We start from the raw sequence: 22,227 nt of genomic DNA on the forward strand, positions 1-22,227 counted from the left end.
GGTGCTTTGCCGCCACCCTACCACCCGTGTAAGTGCCATCCAGCTCCGCTCCAACACTGTGGCGGTGACGCTACCGGGTACCCCCTTCTCCCGAACTTTTCCCGATAGCTTGTGCAGTATCAATACTTGGCAAACAGTGCCTCACCCAGCTATCTTCCCGATCAAACAGACGAAAGATAAAGGCATGAGAGATGACTGACGCCTGTGCAGAAAATGGCCTGCGTTCCGTAGAGGCCGCCAAACAGATGCTAATCGACAGTATCCAGCCGGTAACCGGGACCGAAACCGTTCCATTGAGTCAGGCCTGTGGCCGCATTCTGGCCGAGCCGGTGCTGGCCGCACTCGACCTGCCGCCCTGTGACAACTCCGCCATGGACGGCTATGCCCTCTGTGGCGAACACGATCACTACACCATTATTGGCAAAAGTCTTGCCGGCCATCCCTTCCATGGCACCCTGACGCCGGGCCAGGCAACGCGCATCACCACCGGTGCCGCTGTACCGACCGGAGCCGACCGGGTGCAGATGCAGGAAAACTGTACGCTAGAAGGCGACCAGATCACCATGAGCCGTCCGGCCAGACCCCGCGAGAATATTCGCCGTCGCGGTGAAGATGTGCATACAGGCCAAAGCCTGGTGCCCGTGGGCTCAAAAATCAAAGTTCCCCACATCGCATTGCTCGCCAGCGCCGGTGTAGCCGAAGTCACTGTGCTGCGCAAACTCAAGGCCGCCCTGCTCTCTATTGGCGATGAGCTGAAGCCCATCGGTACACCCGCATCCGAACTGGGCGACGGGGATATTTACGATAGCAATCGCATTGCCCTGCAAGCAGCACTTGAACAACTGGATGTGGATATCCTGGATCTCGGCTGCTGGCCGGATCAGCCGGAGAAAATCCGCGAGGCATTTACCCGAGCACGCGACAGTGCAGACTTTGTCATTACCAGTGGCGGCGTCTCCGTTGGCGAAGCCGATTTCACCAAAACTGTTTTGCAGGAGCTCGGTGAAATCGGTTTCTGGAAACTCGCCATCAAACCCGGCAAACCTTTCGCCTTCGGCCGCCTGCCCAGAACCGATGGCGAAACCCTGTTCTTCGGCCTCCCCGGCAACCCGGTATCCGCCATCGTCACCCTGTATCAACTGGTAATGCCCGCATTGGAAAAGCTCCGCGGTACCGCCGACAAACAACGACAACCTCCACTGCAAACACGCGCGCGTCTGTTAAACGATATCCGCAAAAAACCCGGGCGTACGGATTTTCAGCGCGGCTTCACCTACCGCGACGACGACGGAATCCAGGTAGTGGAAACAAGCGGTATCCAGGGCAGCCACATACTGTCTGGCTTTAGCGCTGCCAATTGTTTTGTCGTACTGCCCCGGCAAGGTGGCGACTGCGAGACCGGAGACTGGGTGACCATAGAACCCTTTACCGCACCCCTGAAATAAATCCCCAACACTGACTTCAGCCAAACACAACAGAAGTACCATGAGCCGCGCCCGCTACGACAAATTCAAACAAGTGCTCCGTCAGCGCCAGCACGACATGACCCTGCTTACCGACCAAGTGCACAAAGGCCAGAACATCTCCGCCATGTTGCGCACCGCCGATGCCGTGGGTATTCCCGAAATCCACATGGTTCAGCCCAGCTACGGGCACCTGCTCTATCACAATACCGCCGGCGGTAGTGGGCGCTTTACCGGTAACGCCGTGTATCCCGATATCGAATCGGGTATGGCCGAGCTGAAACACCGCGGTATGCATTTGTATGCAGCGCACTGGTCCGACCGCGCCATCGATTTTCGCCAGGCCGATTACACCAGACCTTTCGCGTTGATTATGGGGGCCGAAAAACACGGGCTCAGCGCTTACGCGGCCGAGCACGCCGACGATCATGTGACCATACCGATTATCGGCATGGTGGAAAGTTACAATGTGAGTGTGGCGGCGGCGATCATTTTGCAGGAGGCGATGTATCAGCGAACCAAAGCGGGAATGTATGAAAACAAAGAGCTCGACGAAGAAGATCCGGCAATAAAAGATATTCTGTTTCGCTGGATGCACCCGAAAATGGTGAGATACTGTGAGCAGTACAAACTACCGTTTCCGGAGCTGGATGAGGACGGAGATATTATTCCGCCAAATGACCCGCGATATCGCCAACCAAAAATCTAGCGTAACCCACCCCTCACGGAGGAAATCATGCATACCGAAGAAATCGAATACACCATCGACGGCGAATCTTTTACCGGCTACCTGGCTTACGACGAAACCATCGAGGGAAAAAGGCCCGCCATCCTGCTGGTGCACGAATGGTGGGGTATGAACGATTTTACCCGCGAAGAAGCCGAACGCCTCGCCGCCGAAGGCTTTACCGCCTTCGCCCTCGACATGTTCGGCACCGGTGTCAGCGCCGACAACCCCACCGATGCCACGGCCCTGATGAACAAAACCATCCAGACCGAAGGAGCCGCTCAGAAACGCTTCCAGGCCGCTCTCGACCTCATCAATAAACACGAAACCGTGATCGAAGGCGAGGTCGCCGCCCAGGGCTACTGCTTCGGTGGCGCCGTAGCGCTGACCATGGCACGCCTCGGTCTACCACTGAAAGGCGTAGTCAGCTTCCACGGCGACCTGCAGACCGAAGTGAAAATCCAACCTGGTGACATCAAAGCCGAAATCCAGGTCTACACCGGTGGCGACGACGACATGATCCCCGCCGAGCAGGTGGCCAACTTCGTACAGGAAATGCAGACCGCGGGTGTGCGTTTTGATGTGACCAGTTACCCTGGCGCCAAACACGGATTCACCAATCCTGCCGCCACCGGCCGCGGTGAAAAGTTTGGTATCCCGCTGGCTTACAACGAAGAAGCCGCCAACGATGCCTACGAAAGCGCCGTTGCCTTCTACAACAGAATCTTCGAGTGGTAACTCCGCACACCCTCCTTTTGCCCTGAAGCGGTAGCACTTGCTGCGCGCTTCGGGGCACAATGTGCGCCGCAGTTTGTGCACCCAAATTATGCAATAGGCACTGCCAACAAGGGGGAAGCGTGCAACCGATCATATCCATAGCCAGCGTGGGTAAAACCTACGCCGGCGGCTTTACCGCACTCAAGTCCGTCGACCTCGATATCAAACGCGGCGAAATTTTCGCCCTGCTGGGTCCCAACGGCGCCGGTAAAACCACGCTGATCAGCATCGTCTGCGGCATCGTCAATCCCACGAGCGGCAAAGTCACTGCCGACGGCCATGATATCCAGCGTGAGTTCCGCGCCGCGCGCAGCAAGATCGGGCTGGTGCCTCAGGAACTGTCCACCGACTCCTTCGAAAGCGTCTGGAACACCGTCACCTTCAGCCGTGGTCTGTTCGGCAAAGCCCCCAACCCCGAACACATCGAAAAAATCCTGCGCCAACTGTCCCTGTGGGAGAAAAAAGACAGCAAGATCATGGCACTTTCCGGCGGCATGAAACGCCGGGTGATGATTGCCAAGGCGCTGTCCCACGAACCCTCCATCCTGTTCCTCGACGAGCCTACCGCTGGTGTCGATGTGGAACTGCGTCGGGATATGTGGGAAATGGTGCGCGGATTGCGTAAAAGCGGAGTCACCGTGATTCTCACCACCCATTACATCGAAGAGGCCGAAGAAATGGCGGACCGCATCGGCGTGATCAACCACGGCGAGCTGGTGCTGGTGGAAGAGAAGCATACCCTGATGCAAAAACTGGGCAAAAAGCAGCTGACCATTCACCTGCAAAACCCGGTCGCCGCATTGCCAGAAAACCTCGTCGAATTTGCACTGGAGGTTGCGGACGAAGGGAACCAGCTGATCTATACCTTCGACACCCAGCGCGAACATACGGGTATCGCCGATTTGCTGCGGGCGCTGAACCAGCAGGGCATCGAATTCAGGGATCTGCACTCCAGCGAGAGTTCCCTCGAAGAGATTTTTGTCAATCTGGTGCACCAGAACCAGAATGAACGCCAGCAGGCTGGCCAAGGGGAGTAGTGAGAATGAATGTTCACGGCATCTGCGCCATCTACAAATTCGAAATGGCCCGTACCGGTCGCACCCTGATGCAGAGTATCGCCTGGCCTGTGATCTCCACCTGCCTGTACTTTATCGTATTCGGCACTGCCATCGGCAGCCGCCTTGGGGAAATCGAGGGTGTCAGCTACGGGGCCTTTATTATTCCCGGCCTGATCATGCTGTCACTGCTTTCGGAAAGTATTTCCAATGCGTCCTTCGGCATATTCTTTCCCAAATTCAGCGGCACCATTTACGAAGTACTGTCCGCACCGGTATCTGCATTTGAAATCGTCGCAGGCTATGTAGGCGCAGCGGCTTCCAAGTCCGTGGTCATCGGTATCCTGATACTGATTACCGCGCGCTTTTTTGTGGATTACGATATCGCACATCCATTCTGGATGATCGGCTTTCTGATTCTCACCGCAGTCACTTTCAGTATGTTCGGTTTCATTATCGGTGTGTGGGCGGACGACTTCCAGAAACTGCAGGTCATCCCGCTGATGGTAATCACGCCGCTGACCTTTCTCGGCGGTGCTTTTTACTCCATCAATATGCTGCCGGAATTCTGGCAGAAAGTGACCCTGTTCAACCCGGTGGTATACCTGATCAGTGGATTCCGCTGGGCGTTTTATGGCGTTTCTGATGTGAATGTGGGTATCAGCCTGGGGATGACGCTGTTCTTCCTGCTGCTGTGCCTGACCGCCATCTGGTGGATTTTCCGCACCGGTTACAAGATTCGCAGCTGATCGCAAACCGGAAACAGAAAAGCCCGCGAGAGGTTACTCTCGCGGGCTTTTTTATGGGCATTTGGCCAGCTCAGGCTTTTGTACGGACTCGAGCTTCTACGCGGGCTGATAGGCCCGGGTAAACACCCGCACCACTTCCGCCACATGCTCGGAAATTTCCGCGCTCTCAGGCGGTTCGGTACAACCGAGCATGATCTGGATATGCCGGCAGCCACCCTGCAACATGCCAAAAAACAGTTCCGACGCCCGCTCGGTATCCACAATCTGCAATTGGCCCAATTCACAGGCCCGGTTCAGAAAGCGCGTCATTTCATTGCGCGTGCGCATGGGGCCCGCTTCGTAGAACAGATTGGCCATGGTCTGATCCTGGGTGCCCACCGCGCTGATCAAGCGCATCAGCTGCAGGGAGTGCTCGTGGTAGAGCATTTCCAGAAAGGCTTCGCCGATCTTGCGCAACATCTCCGCCACCGGCATGCCCGGCTCCAGAGTAAACATCACCACCGGCATCTGGCTGCAGCACCGGGCCTCCACGGCGGCAAAGAACAGCGTCTCCTTGTCGGAGAAATGGCTGTACACCGTCAGTTTGGAGACCCCTGCCTCGCTGGCCACCGCATCCATGCTGGTGCCGGTAAAGCCGTGCGTGAGAAACAGGTCCTTGGCGGCCTCCAGGATCGCCTGGCGCTTGGCCGGGTCTTTGGGACGGCCGCGGCTGGCGGGGGCTGCACTGGTTGAATTTGATTCGCTCATGGTCGTCATCGTCGTTGTGTCGCGCACCTTCCGGTGTATTTCTAATGAATGATGAAGCGCGCGCTCGCCGCCACCGAATTAGTGGACTCGCAAGTTCAATATACTTACTATACTCGCCAGTATAGCAATTGACGCTGGCGAGGATTGGCAGACAACTGTACCAGTTTCTGTCGATTTCCCCGACCTCAAAGTCACCCCGAATGCCATCCAGCGTCCGTGAACCACAAGGAATGAGGGAATCATGCACCACTTCCGCCCCGATTTTGTTAGCGCCCTGAAACTCTGCGCCGCCCTGCCCCTCTCTCTGCTCCTGGCCGCCTGCTCGGCACCGGAAGCCGGTAATGCCAAGCCCCCGCGCCCGGCCATCGTGGTCCATCCCACCATCTCTGGCAGCCAGCTAGCGGTGTACCCCGGCGAAATACGCGCCCGCCACGAGCCGGCCCTGGCCTTCCGCGTGGGCGGTGCGGTAACCCGCCGCCTGGTCGATGTGGGAGACCGGGTAACACAGGGGCAACCTCTGGCGGAACTGGATGCAGAGGACCTGAAGTTGCAGCGCGACGCGGCGCGCGCGCAACTGGAAGCGGCGCAGACGGAAAACCGCAATGCCGGCAATGAACTGGCCCGCTATCGCGACCTGCTGGAGCGCAAGCTGATTGGCGAGTCCCAGTTCGACGCCGTCAAAACCCGCCACGACAGCAGCGTCGCACAGCTGCAGCGCGCCCGCGCCCAGTGGCAGGTAGCCGACAACCAGGCCGCCTACGCGGTGCTGAAGGCCCCCAGCGACGGGGTGATCACCCGTCGCAGTATCGAGCCCGGGCAAGTAGTCAGTGCCGGACAGACCGCCTTTGTAATGGCCGCCGACGGCGAGCGCGAGGTGCGTATCGACCTGCCGGAGCAGGAGGTCGCGCGATTTGCCGTAGACCAGCCGGTGACCGTCGAGCTCTGGTCTCAGCCGGGAACCCCGATCAACGGCAAGGTACGGGAGCTTTCCCCCGCCGCGGAAGCGGGACTGCGCACCTTCGAGGCCCGTGTGGCCTTCTCATCCGCGGCCGATACCGATCAACAAACAAAACCCCAGCTTGGTCAGAGTGCACGGGTCTATGCGCGCACCAGTAACAAGCGCCCCAGCCAGCGCCTCCCCATGTCGGCCATTACTGCCGACGGAGCCCAGGCCTACGTGTGGCGTATGGACGCGGAAAATTTCACCCTGCACAAGGTGGCGGTAACCGTGACCAGTTACGGGCACGAATACGCGGAAGTCGTCTCCAGCCTCACCCCTCAAGACTGGGTGCTTTCCGCCGGAACCCAGCTGGTCCGTGAAGGGCAGCGGGTGCGCCCGGTGGATCGGCACAATCGGCCGATCGAATCCGACGACAACCTGGCACGACGCTGATAGCAGAGCGCGCTCCGCCTCCCCACACGATCCGGACAATAAAACATGCGATTCAACCTTTCCGAGTGGGCACTGAATAACAAACCCCTGGTGCTCTACGCCATGCTGGTGCTCAGCCTCGCCGGCGCCCTCTCCTACACCCAACTGGGGCAAAGTGAAGATCCACCGTTTACCTTCAAGGTGATGGTAGTGAACACCCTGTGGCCCGGCGCCAGCGCCGCGGAAGTTTCCCGGCAGGTAACCGAGCGCGTCGAGAAAAAATTGATGGAGACCGGCGAGTACCAGCGCATTACCTCCTTCTCCCGGCCCGGTCAGTCCCAGGTGATGTTTGTGGCCCGGGACAGCATGCGCTCCGCAGAAATTCCCGACCTCTGGTACCAGGTACGCAAAAAAATCGGCGACATCCGCCACACCCTGCCAGCGGATATCCAGGGGCCATTCTTCAACGACGAGTTCGGCACCACCTTCGGCAATATCTACGCGCTCACCGGGCAGGGCTTCGACTACGGACTGATGAAAGACTACGCCGACCGCCTGCAGCTGGCATTACAGCGGGTGGACAACGTCGGCAAGGTGGAACTGCTCGGCCTGCAGGACGAGAAAATCTGGGTAGAAATTTCCAATGCCAAACTGGCGTCGATGGGTATTCCGCTATCTGCCGTGCAGTCCGTGCTGCAGGCGCAAAACCAGATGGCGGACGCGGGTATCGTGGAAGCGATCAGCGACCGGGTGCGTATTCGGGTCAGCGGCCAGTTCCAGAGCGTCGAGGAAATCCGCCAGTTCCCCATTCACGCCAACGGCCACACGCTCACTCTCGGTGATATCGCCAATGTACAACGCGGCTTCAGCGATCCGCCCCAACCTCGCGTGCGCTTTATGGGCGAGGACGCTATCGGCATCGCGGTATCGATGAAGTCCGGCGGCGACATTCTGCAGCTGGGTGAGCACCTGGATGCGGCCGTGGAAACCCTGCAGCAGGACCTACCTGTGGGGCTGACCCTGAGCAAGGTTTCCGACCAGCCTGCAGCGGTAAAGAGCAGCGTGGGGGAATTCGTCAAGGTACTGGCAGAAGCCCTGATCATTGTGATGCTGGTGAGTTTTTTCTCGCTGGGCTTCCGCACCGGGCTGGTGGTGGCACTGTCGATTCCGCTGGTGCTGGCAATGACCTTCGCACTGATGCATTACTTTGATATTGGCCTGCACAAGATTTCCCTGGGCGCTCTGGTACTGGCTCTGGGGCTGATGGTGGACGATGCGATCATCGCCGTGGAAATGATGGCGATCAAAATGGAGCAGGGTCTGAGCCGCCTGAAAGCCGCCGGCTTTGCCTGGAAAAGCACCGCCTTTCCCATGTTGACCGGTACTCTGATTACCGCCGCGGGTTTTCTGCCCATTGCCACCGCGCAATCCGGCACCGGCGAGTACACCCGTTCGATATTCCAGGTGGTGACACTTTCCCTGCTCGCCTCCTGGGTGGCCGCGGTCATTTTTGTCCCCTACCTCGGCAACCGCCTGTTACCGGACCATGGAGCGCACGGCAGCTCAGCCAGTCCGGACCCCTACAGCAAACCGTTCTACCTGCATTTCCGGCGGGTGCTCAACTGGTGCCTGCACTACCGTAAAACGGTTTTAGTGCTGACATTGCTGGTGTTCGTGGGCTCCATTTTCCTGTTCCGCTTTGTACCGCAACAGTTTTTCCCCTCCTCTGCACGCCTCGAGTTGATGGTGGACCTGAAGCTGAGCGAGGGGGCCTCGCTGCACGCCACAGAGGAGCAGGCCGTGCGCCTGGAAACGCTGCTATCGCAAAATCCGCTGGTGGAAAACTATGTCGCCTATGTGGGTACCGGCTCGCCGCGTTTTTATCTCCCCCTGGATCAACAGCTGCCCGCCGCCAGCTTTGCCCAGTTTGTGGTGCTAACCCGCAGTGTGGAAGAACGTGAAGAGCTGCGCTTGTGGTTGATCGCTTCTCTGCGCGAACAGTTCCCGAGCGTGCGCTCGCGGGTGTCCCGCCTGGAAAATGGTCCACCGGTGGGTTATCCGGTGCAGTTCCGGGTTTCCGGTGAACATATTAGCGAAGCGCGCCGGATCGCCCGCGAGGTCGCGGCGGTTGTGCGCAACAATGACGACGTGGCGAATGTGCACCTGGATTGGGAGGAGCCCAGCAAGGTAGTACATCTGGCACTGGATCAGGCGCGACTCCGGCAGATGGGGGTCAGCAGCAGCTCGCTCTCTCGCGCACTGCAAGGCTCGCTCTCCGGCACGGCCGTAGGCCAGTACCGGGAAGACAACGAGCTGATTACCGTGGCTGTGCGCGGCGAGGAACGCGAACGACAGGCGCTGGCCCAGCTGGGTAATCTGGCGGTACAGACCGACACCGGCGCTTCGCTGCCGCTAAACCAGATCGCCACCCTGGATTACGGTTTTGAGGAAGGTGTCATCTGGCACCGCGACCGCCTGCCGACGGTGACCGTGCGCGCAGATATTTACGGCACCCAGCAACCGGCCTCCGTGGTCGCAGAACTCTGGCCACAACTTCAGGAACTGCGCGATACATTACCGCCCGGATATTTACTGGAAATTGGTGGCAGTGTGGAGGAGTCCGCACGCGGGCAGGAATCCGTCAATGCCGGTATGCCGCTGTTCGTGCTGGTGGTATTTACTCTACTGATGTTGCAGCTGCGCAGCTTCTCCCTGTCTACCATGGTATTTCTCACCGCACCGCTGGGAATTATCGGTGTCACGCTGTTTCTGTTGCTGTTCAACCAGCCGTTTGGTTTTGTAGCGATGCTCGGCACCATTGCGCTGGCGGGCATGATCATGCGCAACTCGGTCATTTTAGTCGACCAGATCGAGCAGGATAAAGCCCAGGGCCTGGCTCCGTGGGATGCCATTGTGGAATCCACCGTGCGTCGCTTCCGCCCCATCGTGCTGACCGCATTGACCGCGGTACTGGCGATGATTCCACTATCTGGTAGCGACTTCTTTGGCCCCATGGCGGTGGCAATCATGGGCGGGCTTATTGTGGCCACCGCGCTTACGCTACTGTTTTTGCCGGCACTGTACGCCGCCTGGTACCGGGTAAAACCTCAGCAGGCTGAGCCACCCGGTGTGTCAGCTCCCGCAACCAATCAACCGACGCAACCGGCAAACTGATCACAGAAACAAAAAAGGCTTCCACAACAGGAAGCCTTTTTTGTTGCCCGCTCCAAGTCTTCGGCGTCATTCATTCATCTCTTCAAATTCCTGCATCTCGCCGATCACCTTGAACAGTCGATCGGGGCGGTCCGTCATAATGCCGTCCACGCCCATTTCAATCAGGCGACGCATTTCGTCCTCATCGTTGATCGTCCATACGTCCACCCGCACACCGTGGTTCTGCACCTGAACGACCGAACTGCGCGACACCAGCTCAATACCGTCATACTCCAATGGAATATGCAACGCCTGATACTGGGGGCTCATCAGACGGAAAGCGCCGAGCTTGGAAGCCAGCGCAAAATCTCGCACTTCGTTTTTTCCGGCTCCGGTGGCCACATGGGCACAATCCCGGCGGAAGGTATCGATCGCTTCCTGATGGAAGGAGGAAACAATCACCTGATTACTTTTATTGAACGCCTTCAGCTTCCGGCACAGACTCTCTGCCGCGTCGCTCCCGGCGCTTTTGATCTCAATAATCATCGGGTATTTGGGATACTGCCTGAAGACCTCATCCACCGTGAGAATGCGCTGGGGATCGTCCCGATAAGGATAGTGCTCACCGTCTTGACTCCAGTGGTAGGCCACATTGAGTTTTTTCAGGTCCGCCAGGGTTTTATCGACAATCGCACCCTCGCCATCGGTGGTGCGATCCACGGTGGTATCGTGCATCAGCACCAGTTCGTCGTCGGCGGTGACGTGAATATCCATCTCCAGAACGTCCACTTTCATCGCCGCCATCTGCTGCAAAAAAATGGGGGTATTGCCCGGGTACAGCCCCAAGCCGGAATCATCCGCGTGGGCAATCACCAGTGGCCGGCGAAAGCCTTCATTCTGATACCGGGGAAACTGTAATCCCGTGTCCGCTGCCGGTCGCGCAGCGAGGTAGCGCCAGCCAAGGAAGGCCAGCATGGCAAGAATCAGGAGAAGTAGTAAGCGCTTGATCATTCAGCTTTCCACAGTTAGCGGCCCACAGTGCATGGTCCACGATTAACGGTCGATAATCGATAACAGCCGGTCGGGCCGGTTGGTGACGATACCATCCAGCCCCAGGGCAATATATTTTTTCATCGCGGCTTCGTCGTCTACCGTCCACACCGAAATATGCAGGTCGCGGCGACGCGCCGCGTTTACAAACCGCTGCGTGAACACGGGGAGCCCGTAGTAACGGGCAGGCAGCTGCATGGTCTGGTAGGCCGGTTTTACCCACTTTTCGGCAAATACACACTGGGCGAGAAAAAACAGTAGTGCTTCCGGCAGGGTCGCGCCGGTGGCCACGTGTGGACACAGACGGCGAAATACGCGGATAACGCCCCGGTGAAACGATGACACAATCACACGCGCCCCACCGCCGGCGCTTTTGATGGATGTCGCCAGGGCATGCGCCGCGCACGAGTCATTATTCTTCAGTTCAATAATCATCGGCGTATGCGGAAATTCCGCGAACACTTCATCAATGGTAACCACCGATTGTGGATCAGTGCGGTAGGGGTAGTGTTCACCATCCGCTGACCACTGGTGAGCCGCGTTGAGGGTTTTCAGTTCCTGCAGGGTCTTGTCAATCACCGCGCCGCGGCCGTCGGTTGTGCGTTCCAACGAACCATCGTGGAGCAATACCAGATGGCCGTCCCTGGTTAGATTCAGATCCACTTCCAGGGCATCCACCCCCAGCGCCACCATCTTGCGCAGGTACAGCATTGTGTTGCCCGGATAGAGCCCCTGCCCGCGCTCGTCACCATGGGAAATCACCAGAGGCCGCGCACGGCCCGGCTGCAACCAGCGGTCAGGTTTGTTCAAGGGCTCTCACGGCAGGATCTTTTCCAGCCGCTCCAGGTCGTTGACCACGCGCCAGCTACCGCCACCCTGCTCCACTTTTTCCTGCCACTGCTGCAGGCGGCCGAGATACTCACTGGGGTCCACATTGTCGCTGCTAAGTTTGGTTACATTCAGGGCCACCAGATCAAACCCATTGAGGGTCAGTGGAAGATCGCGGTTGTAGCCTGCTTTGATTTCTTCTTTCAGGTCAGAAAAAATCAGAATGGTTTTCTGCCCCGGCTGCTTCTCATTGAGAAACTCCACCGCCTGTAAAAGGCCGCCGGTGATGTCTGTGTAATCCGCTGGTTGCGCCTCCTGCACGAATGCATCGATGCTCTGCTGGAACGCCTGCTTCTGCCGGTTGGCCACACTCGGGCGGTCGTCGAAAGTGACCTTGGCGTGGATGTTTTTTTCGCTGAAGCTACCGGTGTTGATACTGGCAACTGCAAAGGTATCCCCTGGATTCAGACGCGCCAGGGTAAAGTTGATCACCTGTTGCGCCTTACCCAGTTCCTCGGTGTAAGTACCGGAGGTGTCAATCAGCATATAGACACCCTGATCGCGCGCTACCGGTTCTCCGCACCCGGCCAGGAGCAACAACAGGCAAAGCGCAATAGCACAATGTGTAAAAGCGGATTTCATGACGGCTGCTCCTGTAGTTTTGCACTCGACTGGGAAGACGATTTGGAAGACCGCTTGGGCGACGCTTTCGCGGCGGTTTTGGTCGAAGCTTTTGCGGAGGCTTTTGTGGAGGGGTGGGCAGCCGCCTCCGTCGATGACGTTTCTACCTTGTCTGCCACCTGCTGACGCCAGCGCAGAAACCGCGCTTCCAGCCACAGCGGGAAGAAAATGGCGATATCGTAAACGCGCACCAGCAGAGTTCCCGTGCGCAGGATAGCCGTACCGGCGAGACGTAACACCACTGAAAGTATCCGCAAAGTAAATGCGGCGAGCAACCCGATGACCGTGCGGGTGGATGCGATAAAGTTCTCCAGGGGAATCGCCACAAAGGTCAGCGCAAACGGCAGGATAAAGCCCATCCCCATCTGTGCCGCGGTGGTAATCCAGAATACCCCACCCTCGGTGCTGGCCACTTCGGCGCCGCGCAACTGGGCACTTACCGCCAGGTCTTCCTGCATCAGGATCTCGCGCATAAACGCCAGGCCGGCCTCAACGGTGGCGAGGAAAAACAGCAGTACAAAGGCCGCCCACATCATCCGCGTGCGCAACTTGTCATTGAGCGCACTGATCACCGGGAACAACCGGGTGATACGCAGACACTCCATCACAAACAATCCCATGGTGATTTCCACCAGAATGATCACCAGTGCGGAAATATCGGCGACCTTGAAGCTGCCGATATAACTGGTGCCGCCCACCATTTCTGTCATGGGCCGTGCGATCAGGTGGAAATTGATCAACGCACCGCCCACGGCGATGGCGAGGACAAAAGCAGAAATAAAGAACTGGCTGAGAGATGAGGAAGACAGCATGCGCTGGGCGCGATCGCTGCTTTGCAGGATTTCTTCGTAGCGCTCCATGTGGCCATCCACCACTTTGGCGCGCTGCTGCACAGTGCTCACGGTCTTGTTGACCTTGCCCAGGCTGTTCAGGATGGAGCGCCACGCGGGCATCATGCGTTTGAGTAACTGATGTCGCTCGCGTGCAGACTCCCGATAGGCCTCCAGCGCCTTGGCTTCTGCCTTGCGCATGGAGCCGTGAATGGTTTCCAGAACATCGCCTACCACCGGGTCCTGCTTGGCGGGAATTTCAGCGACTGCCTTAATCGCCTTGGCCCAGTTGGTGGGCTCCGGTGGCACTTCGGCGCTGCGCACATAGTCTTCATCAATGGCAGTCAGCTGCTCACACAACTTACGGTGTAGGGCGGGGTATTGGGCCAGCTCCTTTTTCATCGCCCCTTCGATACGGTCGAACTCCCGCTCGATATGGCGCTCGGTGGCCTCGCGCCCGGCCGCCAGCAGCACCTCCCGGTTGCGCAATTGCAGGCGCCCTTCCGCGGCGGCAACCGCGCTGGCTCCCAGGCGCAGGGACTGGTGGAAAAAACGGGCCAGGGCGAGTATCCCCAGATGGACGGGCTTGCGCGCCAGAAACAGCGCGGTGAGAGCAATTACGAACCACAGCCAGGGTGGCAGGCTCTGGAAGATTCCGGTCATGGTACAGCTTCCTCCCTTGCTGACATGCAGCAACAGTTAACGTGTGTACAGACCTGACCTCAGTCTTGTATTGAAGTGGTGGCACCTATTGCCACGCAGAATGGATCCTTGACGCCCCCATCCTATCAAGGCTGGGCGGCGGTTTCCTTTATGCCGTCACAAATACGGTGAGAACAGGGGGAAGCACTCAAAGGGTAACTACAGGGAATAAGGACAGCGCCCGGCGCAGAAGTTCACCCGGCGGTGGACATTAACGACAGGGCGATCAATCCAGGCGTTTGCGAAAGCGCATTATGGCGAGGGTCATCATCAGCAGGATAAATGCGAGCAGTGCCAGCAGATCCGGCCACAACTCCAGAATATTCGCCCCCCGCAACATCACCCCGCGCACCAGGCGGATAAAGTGGGTCAACGGCAACAGCTCTGCCAGCCACTGCGCGGCCTTCGGCATGCCATCGAAGGGAAACATGAATCCAGACAGCAGTATCGATGGCAGGAAAACGAAGAAGGTCATCTGCATAGCCTGAAACTGGGACTGGGCGCGGGTAGAGATCAGCAGCCCCATCGCCAGGTTGGCGAGAATCAGCAGCACCGCGGCGATATACACATCCAGCAGGCTGCCGCGAATCGGCACCTGAAACACCAGCTTGCCCAGCAGCAGGATCAGGGTGGTCTGAATCAGCCCGATCAGCCCGTAGGGTAATATCTTGCCGATCATCAGCTCCGCACTGCTCACCGGCGTGGCGATCAGCAGCTCCATATTGCCGCGCTCCCGCTCGCGCACAATGGCCACGGCGGTGAACATCACCATGGTCATGGTGAGAATGATACCGATCAAACCCGGCACGATATTGATCGCTGAAACCCGCTGGGGATTGTAGAAACTGACGACGCTCACCGCGCTCGGAGGCAATGGCACCGACGACTGCCGGTCCGGCAGGCGGGTGTCATTTTCTGGCGGCGGCTCACCCACCGGCACCTGGGCTAGCTGCGCGGCGGCGCTCTGCACCACCGTATCACTGCCATCCACCAGGATCTGGATGGCCTGCTGCCCCAACGCCAGTCGGCGCTCATAGTCGTAGGGGATGGCGATACCCACGCTGATTTCACCGCGGCGCAGCAGGTCCAGCAACTGCTCCGGGGTTTGCGCATCCGCTACCGGCTCGATCACTCCGGTGGCGAGCAGGTCCATTACCTGCCGGCGGGATGCACTGGTATCCGATTGATCGGCAATAGCCGCAGGCAGATTGCGCAGATTGAGGTTGATCGCGTAGCCGAACAGCACCAGCTGCATGATGGGGATACCCACAATCATTGCCAGGGTCATCCGGTCCCGGCGCATCTGCCGGAACTCCTTGACCAGTACGGCAAACAGGCGACGGCGGTTCATGCCCCGGACTCCTGCGGCGCGAAATCAGACTTTTCCGGCTGATGAGTGACCGCGACAAATACGTCCTCCAGACTGGGAGTGACCGGTGCCACTTCAGCGCGCACCTCTTCTGCCGACAGTGCTTCCTCAATATCCTGCTGGCGGATCCGCTCACCATCCACCAGCACCCGCAGGCTATTGCCGATCTGCGCGGCACTGATCACCCCCGGGACCTGCACCAGTATCTGCTTGGCGCGGTGCGGATTTTCCGTCTCCACCAGTAGTGTGCGCCCGTCCAGGTCGCCGGTGAGCTCGGCCGGGCTGCCATCGGCCACCAGCCGGCCACGGTCGAGAATGGCCAGACGGTGGCAGCGCTCCGCCTCGTCCATGTAATGGGTGGAAACCAGAATAGTGGTGCCGGCCTCGGTCAGCTCGAACAGTTTCTCCCAGAAATCCCGCCGGGACTCCGGATCCACCGCGCTGGTGGGCTCGTCGAGAAACAGGAGTTCCGGCTTGTGAATGATGGCGCCCGCCAGGGCAAGACGCTGCTTCTGGCCGCCGCTCATGGTGCCGGCGAGCTGGTCTGCACGCTCATCAAAATGATATTCCGCCAGCAGCTCGGCAACCCGCTCCCGCGCCTGCTTCGACGGGATATTCTGCACCGCCGCAAGAAACTCCAGATTCTCACGCACGGTGAGATCGGCAAACAGGGAGAATTGCTGGGTCATGTAGCCGATATGCTGGCGCAATTCCTCCGCCTGCTCAGGGATACTCAGCCCCAACACCTCGATTTCCCCCGCGGTGGGGATAAGCAACCCGCACAGCATGCGAATGCTGGTGGACTTACCGGAACCGTTGGGGCCGAGAAATCCATACACCTGGCGGCGGCGCACCGTGAGGTCCACGTCATCTACGGCCTTCAGACTGCCGAAATGTTTGCTCAGGCCGCGGGCGCGAATGGCTGTTTCATTTTCCGCCATCGTAGGGCTCGTGTTGCGGGAGATTTGGACGTTGTTCGCCCCGCTCAAATTTCTGGTCTTCGCGCGCCGGGTCTTCAGACACCACGGCACCGGCAACAAATTCCGCAGTCACCGGCAATCCCGCAGGAAGCTGTGCCGCATCCGCTCCCATTTGAATCTCTGCGATATAACTCAGTCGGGTCACATCCTCTCCGGTGAGCGCGTAATACGGCGTAAAGCTCGGCACATTGCGCACCATGCGGACACGGCCGATATACTCCCGGGCCCAACCCGCACGTGTCTCGTCGGTGCCGTGTTCAGCGCCCTTTTCGTCGCCGGTTAAATGCACCCGGGCGAGAACTCCCAATTGAACATTCAATCGCAGGGGTTGCGGAACATAAACCCGGGCATAAGGCGTATCACCCGTAAGCATCACCACCAGAGACGCGCCCACCGGGGCCTGGTCACCGAGCTTGAACGGAATACTGTCGATCAGTCCGGTTTGCGGCGCGCGCAGGGTGAGCTTTTCCAGCAACACCCTCTGAGCCGCCGCCTCAGATTCCGCCTGAGCAAGGAGTGCCTGCCCCTGGGCCACGTCTTCAGAGCGACTTCCCCGCTGCAACTCCAGTAACTGCTCACGGGATGCCCGAACCTGTGCGGACGCACTTTCGGCGGCGGCACGCGCTGCGTCTATATCGGACCTGGATGCATAATTTTTCGCACCGAGCGCACGCAGCCTCCGGTACTCCGCGGTACGATCCGCCTCGACGGCCACCGCAGCAGCCACATCGGCTTTGGCGCGCTCGATCTCCTCGATCCGCGGCCCCACTTGCAACTCCTCCAGCGCCGCTGCCTGACGGGTAACAGCGGCCTCTGCAGCGCGCAGCTGCGCGAGCGTCTGCTCAGGGTCGAGCGCCATTAGTAGCTGCCCCTTTTCAACACGCTCGCCTTCACGCACCCGGATCTCCACGATTCTTTCGGCTGCCGGAGCAGGCAGGGCGATCCGGTCCCACTCCAGGGTGCCCAGCGTACGCTCAACCCGTGTATCGCAGGCCGCCAATCCAAGGCAAAAGAGCGCCAATACCACTGATCTCGCCATGACTTTCGTGAGTCGGCAATTTCCACCCGAGTCGATATCGTCACTAAGCGCATACATGACAGCTAATACTCAATAGCACCATACAATACCAACTCGAAAGGAAATCGCGCCAACGCTCGAAAAACGGTCTCAACCGGGTCGAAGATCACCCATTTTTTTCTAAAATTTTTCACCATAGAAAAAAGTAAAACCCTTATTAAAAACAATTTTATATATAAAAAAATAATATAAAGTATCTGTCACATTATTTGGCCGATAGCCACCGAATCACGACTACACTCCATACAAATTTCTCAGGGATTGAGATTTTTCACTTAACCGGACTGACTCCGCTTCCTCAAAGCCGCAAGAAAAAGTAATCAAGCGCATTAAGAAGTTAGAAGAGGAACAGGGGACGCAATCGCGTTGCAGTAAAGATCCGGCGCCATCTCCCTCTCCCTGAGCAGCTTACTGGCTAAACATGGGGTAAATTATGCCGATTCTCTTCTTGAGTGATTCCGGCCTTCACGGGGACTTACTGTTCTCACTTATTTCAGAATCACTTCCGTTCAATTGGGAAAAATCGGACTTCGGAAAACAAAAGCACTGCCTGAAAAACTACGATGCCATTGTTGTCGATTGCTTTGGTCTGTCTTCAAAACCCACCCCGAGCGCTGAATTCAACTATCTGAAAAATATTGACCACTCAAAGGTCATACTCATCAATATCCCACAAGACTTACCGGCGCATATCACTCAGCCGCTGGAAAGCCGGAAGTTCGCCTTCCTTTGCGACAACAGGTCAAACCAGAAAGATCTCATCAATAAGCTTGGATTCTCCATACAGAACACCCGTTCAAAGTCTGATACCGACTCCCGGTCACGCCTGCTACTCACCAAACGTGAACAAGAAATCCTTGCGCAGCTTACAACCGGAGATCCCAATAGCATTATTGCGTCGCGCCTGCACTTGAGTGAGCACACGGTAAAAAACCATATGTACAACATTTACCGCAAGCTTGGTGTTAAAAACCGCCTTCAAGCCAGCAATTGGGCAAAACTTCATCTCCAGGTAGAGAGGATATGAAAGCGATTGTATTTCCGACATTAATCACACTGCTGAGTTTTTCCTCGCTTATTGCAGCGCAGGAAAATGACGGTGAGGCGCTAGAAGAAATGTCCAGCCAGTCCGATAGCGGCCAGATTGAAGACGAAATCAGTGGTTTCAATGTTGACCAGACGATCACACGTACCGGGCATGATTTTGCCCGCTTCATGAGCGAATACAGGAACCTAAATTACCCGGACAGCACCTATAACCTCACCATCCAGGAGCGCCCTTCCGCGCGATGGGGGAACCTGATCTGGGTCACCTACAACAATAAAACGGTTTTTCGACAATTCATAAGTCCCAGCACAAATAACATTCGAGAAGTAGCGGAACAAACATCAAAAGCCATTCATGAAATGGTACTCAAGGAAAAAGTCCGCGAAGCGCTGACTGATCACTTTGATTTAGGAAAGGATGAACTCTAATGAAAATCGCAAGGCTAATATCACTGGCCGCAATCCCGCTCCTCTCACTGGCAGGAACACACGGGTATACCTCGCAGCTGATCTATGAACCAACCAACCCAAACTTTGGTGGAAATCCACTAAATGGCAGCTTTTTGCTACAGAACGCACAATCCCAGGACGATCACGAAGACCCGAACAACCCGGCGGATTTATATGAACAACCCAGCGCCCTGGACCGCTTTACCGATTCACTAGAAACCCGCTTGCTCAACCAGCTTCTGACAGACGTGGGCGATGGCAACAGTGGTGAACTCATTACCGACGATTTCATCGTGCAGATTGTAGATAACGACGGCGTTTTAACCGTTCTCATTACCGACCGAGCTACGGGGGACAAGAGCGAAATCGTCGTCAGCGGGCTCAACCCCACGAACTAGTCCAACACCCATAAATTTCGAACACTCAGAATGTACAACGGAAAAATAGCTATCAGATTCCCATAGAAGTACCCGGACTGATCCGAAATTCCAAATAATTGCGAATAATATTGGAGACAAGTGTGATGTTTACAAGAGGTTCAAAACTCGTCGCCGCCTTATCATTTATGCTCGCCGTCAGTGGCTGTACTGCAGTCAAGGAAACCGGCGATGCTCTGTTCGGTCCGGGGCGGGGCGACGCCAAACTGACCCCGAGAAACAATACCTATCGAGATCTGATGAATCTCCCCCAACCCAAGGGGAAAATTCTTGCTGCTGTATACAACTTTCGCGACCAGACCGGTCAGTACAAACCCGCACCCTCAAGCAGCTTCTCAACGGCAGTGACCCAGGGTGCTGCATCCATGCTGATGAATGTACTGAATGAATCCGGTTGGTTTATTCCACTGGAACGCGAAGGTCTGCAAAACCTTCTTACAGAGAGAAAAATTGTTCGTGCCGCGCTGGCGAAGCCCAACGCGCCAGAAAACAACCCGATGTTACCCTCGCTGGTTGCAGCAAACATTCTCCTCGAAGGGGGCATTGTTGCATACGACACCAACATTAAAACCGGTGGAGCTGGGGCACGTTATTTTGGCATTGGTGCGGATGAACAATATCGAGTAGATCAGGTAACGGTAAACCTGCGGGCGGTAGATATTCGGTCTGGACGAGTACTGCATTCGGTTCTGACATCGAAAACTGTCTATTCGAAGGCGATTGGCGCAGATGTTTTCCGCTACGTGAAATTTAAACGACTGCTCGAAATCGAACTCGGTACAACCACCAACGAGCCTGCACAACTTGCCATGCTATCGGCAATGGAATCTGCAGTTATCCACCTGATCAGCCAGGGGATCGTCAGTAACTCCTGGGCGCTCGACAACCCGGATGAAATCAACAACCCGGTACTGCAGTATTACCTGAATGAAAGTACCGCCATTCTCTAGTGGTTACTATTTTCATTGCCGCGATCACCGACAGTACGAAGAAGAGAATACCCCCTATGGTTCATCGGCCCTCTACTATTGGCCTGGCATTTTTTATCGCCACATTCGCCGCCAGCCTGGGCACCACTCCCAGGGTGTGGGCCCAGGAAGTCGGGGAAGGCGAACTTTCCGGTATAAATGAGCTGGATACGTCTTACGGGTACTCAGTTGCAAATATCGCAACCATCTACCAGGAAGGAAACTTCAATCACGTATCGGCAACGCAGACGGGTGTGGTGAACTTCCTGTCGATTCAGCAGGTGGGCTTCCAGAATCTATTGATCAGCAGCCAGGTGGGCGAAGGGAACAGCACCATCGCCTCTCAGACGGGAGATGGCAATATTGCCGCTCTACTCCAGGCAGGGTACGAAAACATCATTCTTCTCGAGCAGGTGGGGTATGCGCACAAGGCAGGGATTACCCAGTACGGTGTACGAAATTCTGCGACGGTAGAGCAGATCGGGCTCTACCACAACGTCACTATCAATCAGCGCGGAAATGGGCTAAGTACCGCAGTCACGCAAACCGGCGTTTCCATGTCTACCACGATCAACCAGTATGACTGACACCATGATTCACTCTCGTCCTTGCGGGCAACATACCAAGCCTCAACACAGCCAGCGCGATTTTCGGGGTCCAGCGAACGGTTGGACCAATAAACTCGGATGGACCACTGTAGCGATATTGTTTCACTTGCATTCACTTCCGGTTATTGGCGAGGAAAACTCTGTCTATCAATACCAGGAGGGACTGACCAATTTTGCGATCACACAACAGGTCTTTAAAAACACGAACGACAACACCTTTGAGCAAGAGCAGGAAGGTGTAAGCAATATCGCAGACGGCATCCAAAAGCAGGAGAGCGATAGCAATATCCGGCAACAGCAAGACGGTGCGTTCAACCGTTCCCAGACGCAACAGCAGTACGGTAGCGGAAATGACATCGAGACTATTCAGGCAGGCGCACAAAACCAGGTTACCAGCCTGCAATCCGTGGCTTACGGCAGTCGCTCTCTAAGCCACCAGGCGGGTTTCGGCAATGAAGTTCGCATTCAGCAACTGAACAGTAATTTCACCAATACCCGCATCACCCAAGCGGGCATTTCAAATAAAGCGGAAACTACACAAGCGAATGGCGCCTTCAGTAATAGCACGGTGAACCAACGGGGCAATGATAACGATGCCACGCTGACACAGGTTGGCGAAGGGCATTTTGCCGCTACGGTACAAGAGGGCGGCTTCAATCGGGGGATCACTCGCCAGTCAGGTTCCGTGCAGGAAGCCGATATATTACAGGACGGTATGGCCAACCAGACCTCCCTGTTACAGGAAGATCAATACAATCAAGCCAGTAGTAGGCAGAGTGGTAGTTTCAATCAGGTTGTGGTCCAACAAAGCGGCGTCGCAGGATTGGGTGGCGGACATCACTCCATGGTGAACCAGGTTGGCATTTTTAACGCCACTGCGATTTCTCAGGCGGGAATTTCATCTTCGGCCACGGTGACCCAATTCGGAAACGGCAACTCCGTATCACTCTCCCACTAGGCTTCCCTTCTTTACGCGTATTTTTCTACACGCGCTTCCGTATCCACAGCTCCCCGTAGGCCCTGAAGGCTCTCCGACCATTTCACGGTAATAATACCGTGCTGAAACGTGGCCAGCCGATCGCCCCAAAATAATGCTTAGCGCGCCATAAAATACGATTCTGGTTATGAAAGCAAAAAGACCAGAATTTTTACTGAT

21 protein-coding genes are annotated in these 22,227 nt (G+C 56.8%); 13 read left to right on the forward strand and 8 right to left on the reverse strand.

Annotated elements, in window-relative coordinates; all coding sequences use genetic code 11:
• The first annotated feature begins 191 nt into the window (after window positions 1-191).
• From glp to Q1A74_RS12035, 5 genes are all read left to right on the forward strand, one after another.
• Window positions 192-1,445: a gephyrin-like molybdotransferase Glp gene (gene glp / locus Q1A74_RS12015; RefSeq protein WP_299596135.1), complete on the forward strand. Its 1,254-nt coding sequence runs from the start codon at window positions 192-194 to the stop codon at window positions 1,443-1,445.
• Between the two features lie 40 nt (window positions 1,446-1,485).
• Entirely contained in the window at window positions 1,486-2,172 is a 687-nt protein-coding gene (gene trmH / locus Q1A74_RS12020; protein WP_299596138.1) for a tRNA (guanosine(18)-2'-O)-methyltransferase TrmH, read from the forward strand.
• A 27-nt stretch (window positions 2,173-2,199) separates the two neighbouring features.
• Complete coding sequence (locus Q1A74_RS12025; protein WP_299596140.1) at window positions 2,200-2,928, forward strand: dienelactone hydrolase family protein; 729 nt, start codon at window positions 2,200-2,202, stop codon at window positions 2,926-2,928.
• A 119-nt stretch (window positions 2,929-3,047) separates the two neighbouring features.
• A complete protein-coding gene (locus tag Q1A74_RS12030; RefSeq protein WP_299596142.1) occupies window positions 3,048-4,004 on the forward strand; it encodes an ABC transporter ATP-binding protein in 957 nt (318 codons plus the stop codon).
• 5 nt (window positions 4,005-4,009) lie between these two features.
• Window positions 4,010-4,771, forward strand: coding sequence for an ABC transporter permease (locus Q1A74_RS12035; RefSeq protein ID WP_299596144.1), 762 nt, complete (start codon window positions 4,010-4,012; stop codon window positions 4,769-4,771).
• Between the two features lie 96 nt (window positions 4,772-4,867).
• Here the strand turns inward: Q1A74_RS12035 and Q1A74_RS12040 are convergent, their stop codons facing one another.
• Window positions 4,868-5,518: a TetR/AcrR family transcriptional regulator gene (locus Q1A74_RS12040; protein ID WP_299596146.1), complete on the reverse strand. Its 651-nt coding sequence runs from the start codon at window positions 5,516-5,518 to the stop codon at window positions 4,868-4,870.
• Between the two features lie 241 nt (window positions 5,519-5,759).
• Here Q1A74_RS12040 and Q1A74_RS12045 point away from each other — a divergent pair, with 241 nt between their 5' ends.
• The gene (locus Q1A74_RS12045; protein WP_299596148.1) at window positions 5,760-6,911 is read left to right on the forward strand and encodes an efflux RND transporter periplasmic adaptor subunit; all 1,152 of its coding nucleotides are present in this window, start codon (window positions 5,760-5,762) and stop codon (window positions 6,909-6,911) included.
• 45 nt (window positions 6,912-6,956) lie between these two features.
• Window positions 6,957-10,064 (forward strand): efflux RND transporter permease subunit, encoded by a 3,108-nt coding sequence (locus Q1A74_RS12050; protein WP_299596151.1) that lies wholly within the window; start codon window positions 6,957-6,959, stop codon window positions 10,062-10,064.
• Between the two features lie 66 nt (window positions 10,065-10,130).
• On the opposite strand, the gene Q1A74_RS12055 is transcribed toward Q1A74_RS12050, so the two are convergent.
• The 7 genes from Q1A74_RS12055 to Q1A74_RS12085 form a co-directional block, all read right to left on the reverse strand.
• Complete coding sequence (locus tag Q1A74_RS12055; protein WP_299596154.1) at window positions 10,131-11,054, reverse strand: glycerophosphodiester phosphodiesterase; 924 nt, start codon at window positions 11,052-11,054, stop codon at window positions 10,131-10,133.
• Between the two features lie 42 nt (window positions 11,055-11,096).
• Window positions 11,097-11,903, reverse strand: coding sequence for a glycerophosphodiester phosphodiesterase (locus Q1A74_RS12060; RefSeq protein WP_299596157.1), 807 nt, complete (start codon window positions 11,901-11,903; stop codon window positions 11,097-11,099).
• 6 nt (window positions 11,904-11,909) lie between these two features.
• On the reverse strand, window positions 11,910-12,563 hold the full coding sequence (locus Q1A74_RS12065; protein WP_299596160.1) for a VWA domain-containing protein: 654 nt from the start codon (window positions 12,561-12,563) through the stop codon (window positions 11,910-11,912).
• A complete protein-coding gene (locus Q1A74_RS12070) occupies window positions 12,560-14,095 on the reverse strand; it encodes a hypothetical protein (RefSeq protein ID WP_299596163.1) in 1,536 nt (511 codons plus the stop codon). The genes Q1A74_RS12065 and Q1A74_RS12070 overlap by 4 nt, the downstream gene beginning before the upstream one ends.
• Before the next feature lie 265 nt (window positions 14,096-14,360).
• Complete coding sequence (locus Q1A74_RS12075) at window positions 14,361-15,485, reverse strand: ABC transporter permease (protein ID WP_299596165.1); 1,125 nt, start codon at window positions 15,483-15,485, stop codon at window positions 14,361-14,363.
• Window positions 15,482-16,444: an ABC transporter ATP-binding protein gene (locus Q1A74_RS12080; RefSeq protein WP_299596168.1), complete on the reverse strand. Its 963-nt coding sequence runs from the start codon at window positions 16,442-16,444 to the stop codon at window positions 15,482-15,484. The genes Q1A74_RS12075 and Q1A74_RS12080 overlap by 4 nt, the downstream gene beginning before the upstream one ends.
• Window positions 16,431-17,522, reverse strand: coding sequence for an HlyD family secretion protein (locus Q1A74_RS12085; protein WP_299596171.1), 1,092 nt, complete (start codon window positions 17,520-17,522; stop codon window positions 16,431-16,433). Before Q1A74_RS12085 ends, Q1A74_RS12080 begins: the two co-directional genes overlap by 14 nt.
• 472 nt (window positions 17,523-17,994) lie before the next feature.
• On the opposite strand from Q1A74_RS12085, the gene Q1A74_RS12090 reads away from it, so the two are divergent.
• The 6 genes from Q1A74_RS12090 (at window position 17,995) to Q1A74_RS12115 (ending at window position 22,029) form a co-directional block, all read left to right on the forward strand.
• Complete coding sequence (locus Q1A74_RS12090) at window positions 17,995-18,588, forward strand: LuxR C-terminal-related transcriptional regulator (RefSeq protein WP_299596174.1); 594 nt, start codon at window positions 17,995-17,997, stop codon at window positions 18,586-18,588.
• On the forward strand, window positions 18,585-19,037 hold the full coding sequence (locus Q1A74_RS12095; protein WP_299596177.1) for a CsgE family curli-type amyloid fiber assembly protein: 453 nt from the start codon (window positions 18,585-18,587) through the stop codon (window positions 19,035-19,037). The genes Q1A74_RS12090 and Q1A74_RS12095 overlap by 4 nt, the downstream gene beginning before the upstream one ends.
• On the forward strand, window positions 19,037-19,456 hold the full coding sequence (locus Q1A74_RS12100; RefSeq protein ID WP_299596180.1) for a curli assembly protein CsgF: 420 nt from the start codon (window positions 19,037-19,039) through the stop codon (window positions 19,454-19,456). The genes Q1A74_RS12095 and Q1A74_RS12100 overlap by 1 nt, the downstream gene beginning before the upstream one ends.
• 110 nt (window positions 19,457-19,566) lie before the next feature.
• A complete protein-coding gene (locus Q1A74_RS12105; protein ID WP_299596183.1) occupies window positions 19,567-20,445 on the forward strand; it encodes a CsgG/HfaB family protein in 879 nt (292 codons plus the stop codon).
• Window positions 20,446-20,501: 56 nt separating this feature from the next.
• A complete protein-coding gene (locus Q1A74_RS12110) occupies window positions 20,502-21,050 on the forward strand; it encodes a hypothetical protein (protein WP_299596186.1) in 549 nt (182 codons plus the stop codon).
• On the forward strand, window positions 21,043-22,029 hold the full coding sequence (locus tag Q1A74_RS12115) for a hypothetical protein (protein WP_299596189.1): 987 nt from the start codon (window positions 21,043-21,045) through the stop codon (window positions 22,027-22,029). The genes Q1A74_RS12110 and Q1A74_RS12115 overlap by 8 nt, the downstream gene beginning before the upstream one ends.
• Window positions 22,030-22,227 lie beyond the last annotated feature (198 nt).

It is taken from the genome of uncultured Microbulbifer sp., assembly GCF_947504145.1.
Taxonomy (GTDB): domain Bacteria; phylum Pseudomonadota; class Gammaproteobacteria; order Pseudomonadales; family Cellvibrionaceae; genus Microbulbifer.

Coding starts and splice junctions, on each gene's coding strand:
- Q1A74_RS12070 (WP_299596163.1), bottom strand. CDS start 14,095: ATGACCGGAATCTTCCAGAGCCTGCCACCCTGGCTGTGGTTCGTAATT.
- Q1A74_RS12090 (WP_299596174.1), top strand. CDS start 17,995: ATGCCGATTCTCTTCTTGAGTGATTCCGGCCTTCACGGGGACTTACTG.
- Q1A74_RS12115 (WP_299596189.1), top strand. CDS start 21,043: ATGACTGACACCATGATTCACTCTCGTCCTTGCGGGCAACATACCAAG.
- Q1A74_RS12085 (WP_299596171.1), bottom strand. CDS start 17,522: ATGGCGAGATCAGTGGTATTGGCGCTCTTTTGCCTTGGATTGGCGGCC.
- Q1A74_RS12080 (WP_299596168.1), bottom strand. CDS start 16,444: ATGGCGGAAAATGAAACAGCCATTCGCGCCCGCGGCCTGAGCAAACAT.
- Q1A74_RS12110 (WP_299596186.1), top strand. CDS start 20,502: ATGGTTCATCGGCCCTCTACTATTGGCCTGGCATTTTTTATCGCCACA.
- trmH (WP_299596138.1), top strand. CDS start 1,486: ATGAGCCGCGCCCGCTACGACAAATTCAAACAAGTGCTCCGTCAGCGC.
- Q1A74_RS12055 (WP_299596154.1), bottom strand. CDS start 11,054: ATGATCAAGCGCTTACTACTTCTCCTGATTCTTGCCATGCTGGCCTTC.
- Q1A74_RS12050 (WP_299596151.1), top strand. CDS start 6,957: ATGCGATTCAACCTTTCCGAGTGGGCACTGAATAACAAACCCCTGGTG.
- Q1A74_RS12040 (WP_299596146.1), bottom strand. CDS start 5,518: ATGAGCGAATCAAATTCAACCAGTGCAGCCCCCGCCAGCCGCGGCCGT.
- Q1A74_RS12065 (WP_299596160.1), bottom strand. CDS start 12,563: ATGAAATCCGCTTTTACACATTGTGCTATTGCGCTTTGCCTGTTGTTG.
- Q1A74_RS12095 (WP_299596177.1), top strand. CDS start 18,585: ATGAAAGCGATTGTATTTCCGACATTAATCACACTGCTGAGTTTTTCC.
- Q1A74_RS12025 (WP_299596140.1), top strand. CDS start 2,200: ATGCATACCGAAGAAATCGAATACACCATCGACGGCGAATCTTTTACC.
- Q1A74_RS12100 (WP_299596180.1), top strand. CDS start 19,037: ATGAAAATCGCAAGGCTAATATCACTGGCCGCAATCCCGCTCCTCTCA.
- glp (WP_299596135.1), top strand. CDS start 192: ATGACTGACGCCTGTGCAGAAAATGGCCTGCGTTCCGTAGAGGCCGCC.
- Q1A74_RS12075 (WP_299596165.1), bottom strand. CDS start 15,485: ATGAACCGCCGTCGCCTGTTTGCCGTACTGGTCAAGGAGTTCCGGCAG.
- Q1A74_RS12045 (WP_299596148.1), top strand. CDS start 5,760: ATGCACCACTTCCGCCCCGATTTTGTTAGCGCCCTGAAACTCTGCGCC.
- Q1A74_RS12035 (WP_299596144.1), top strand. CDS start 4,010: ATGAATGTTCACGGCATCTGCGCCATCTACAAATTCGAAATGGCCCGT.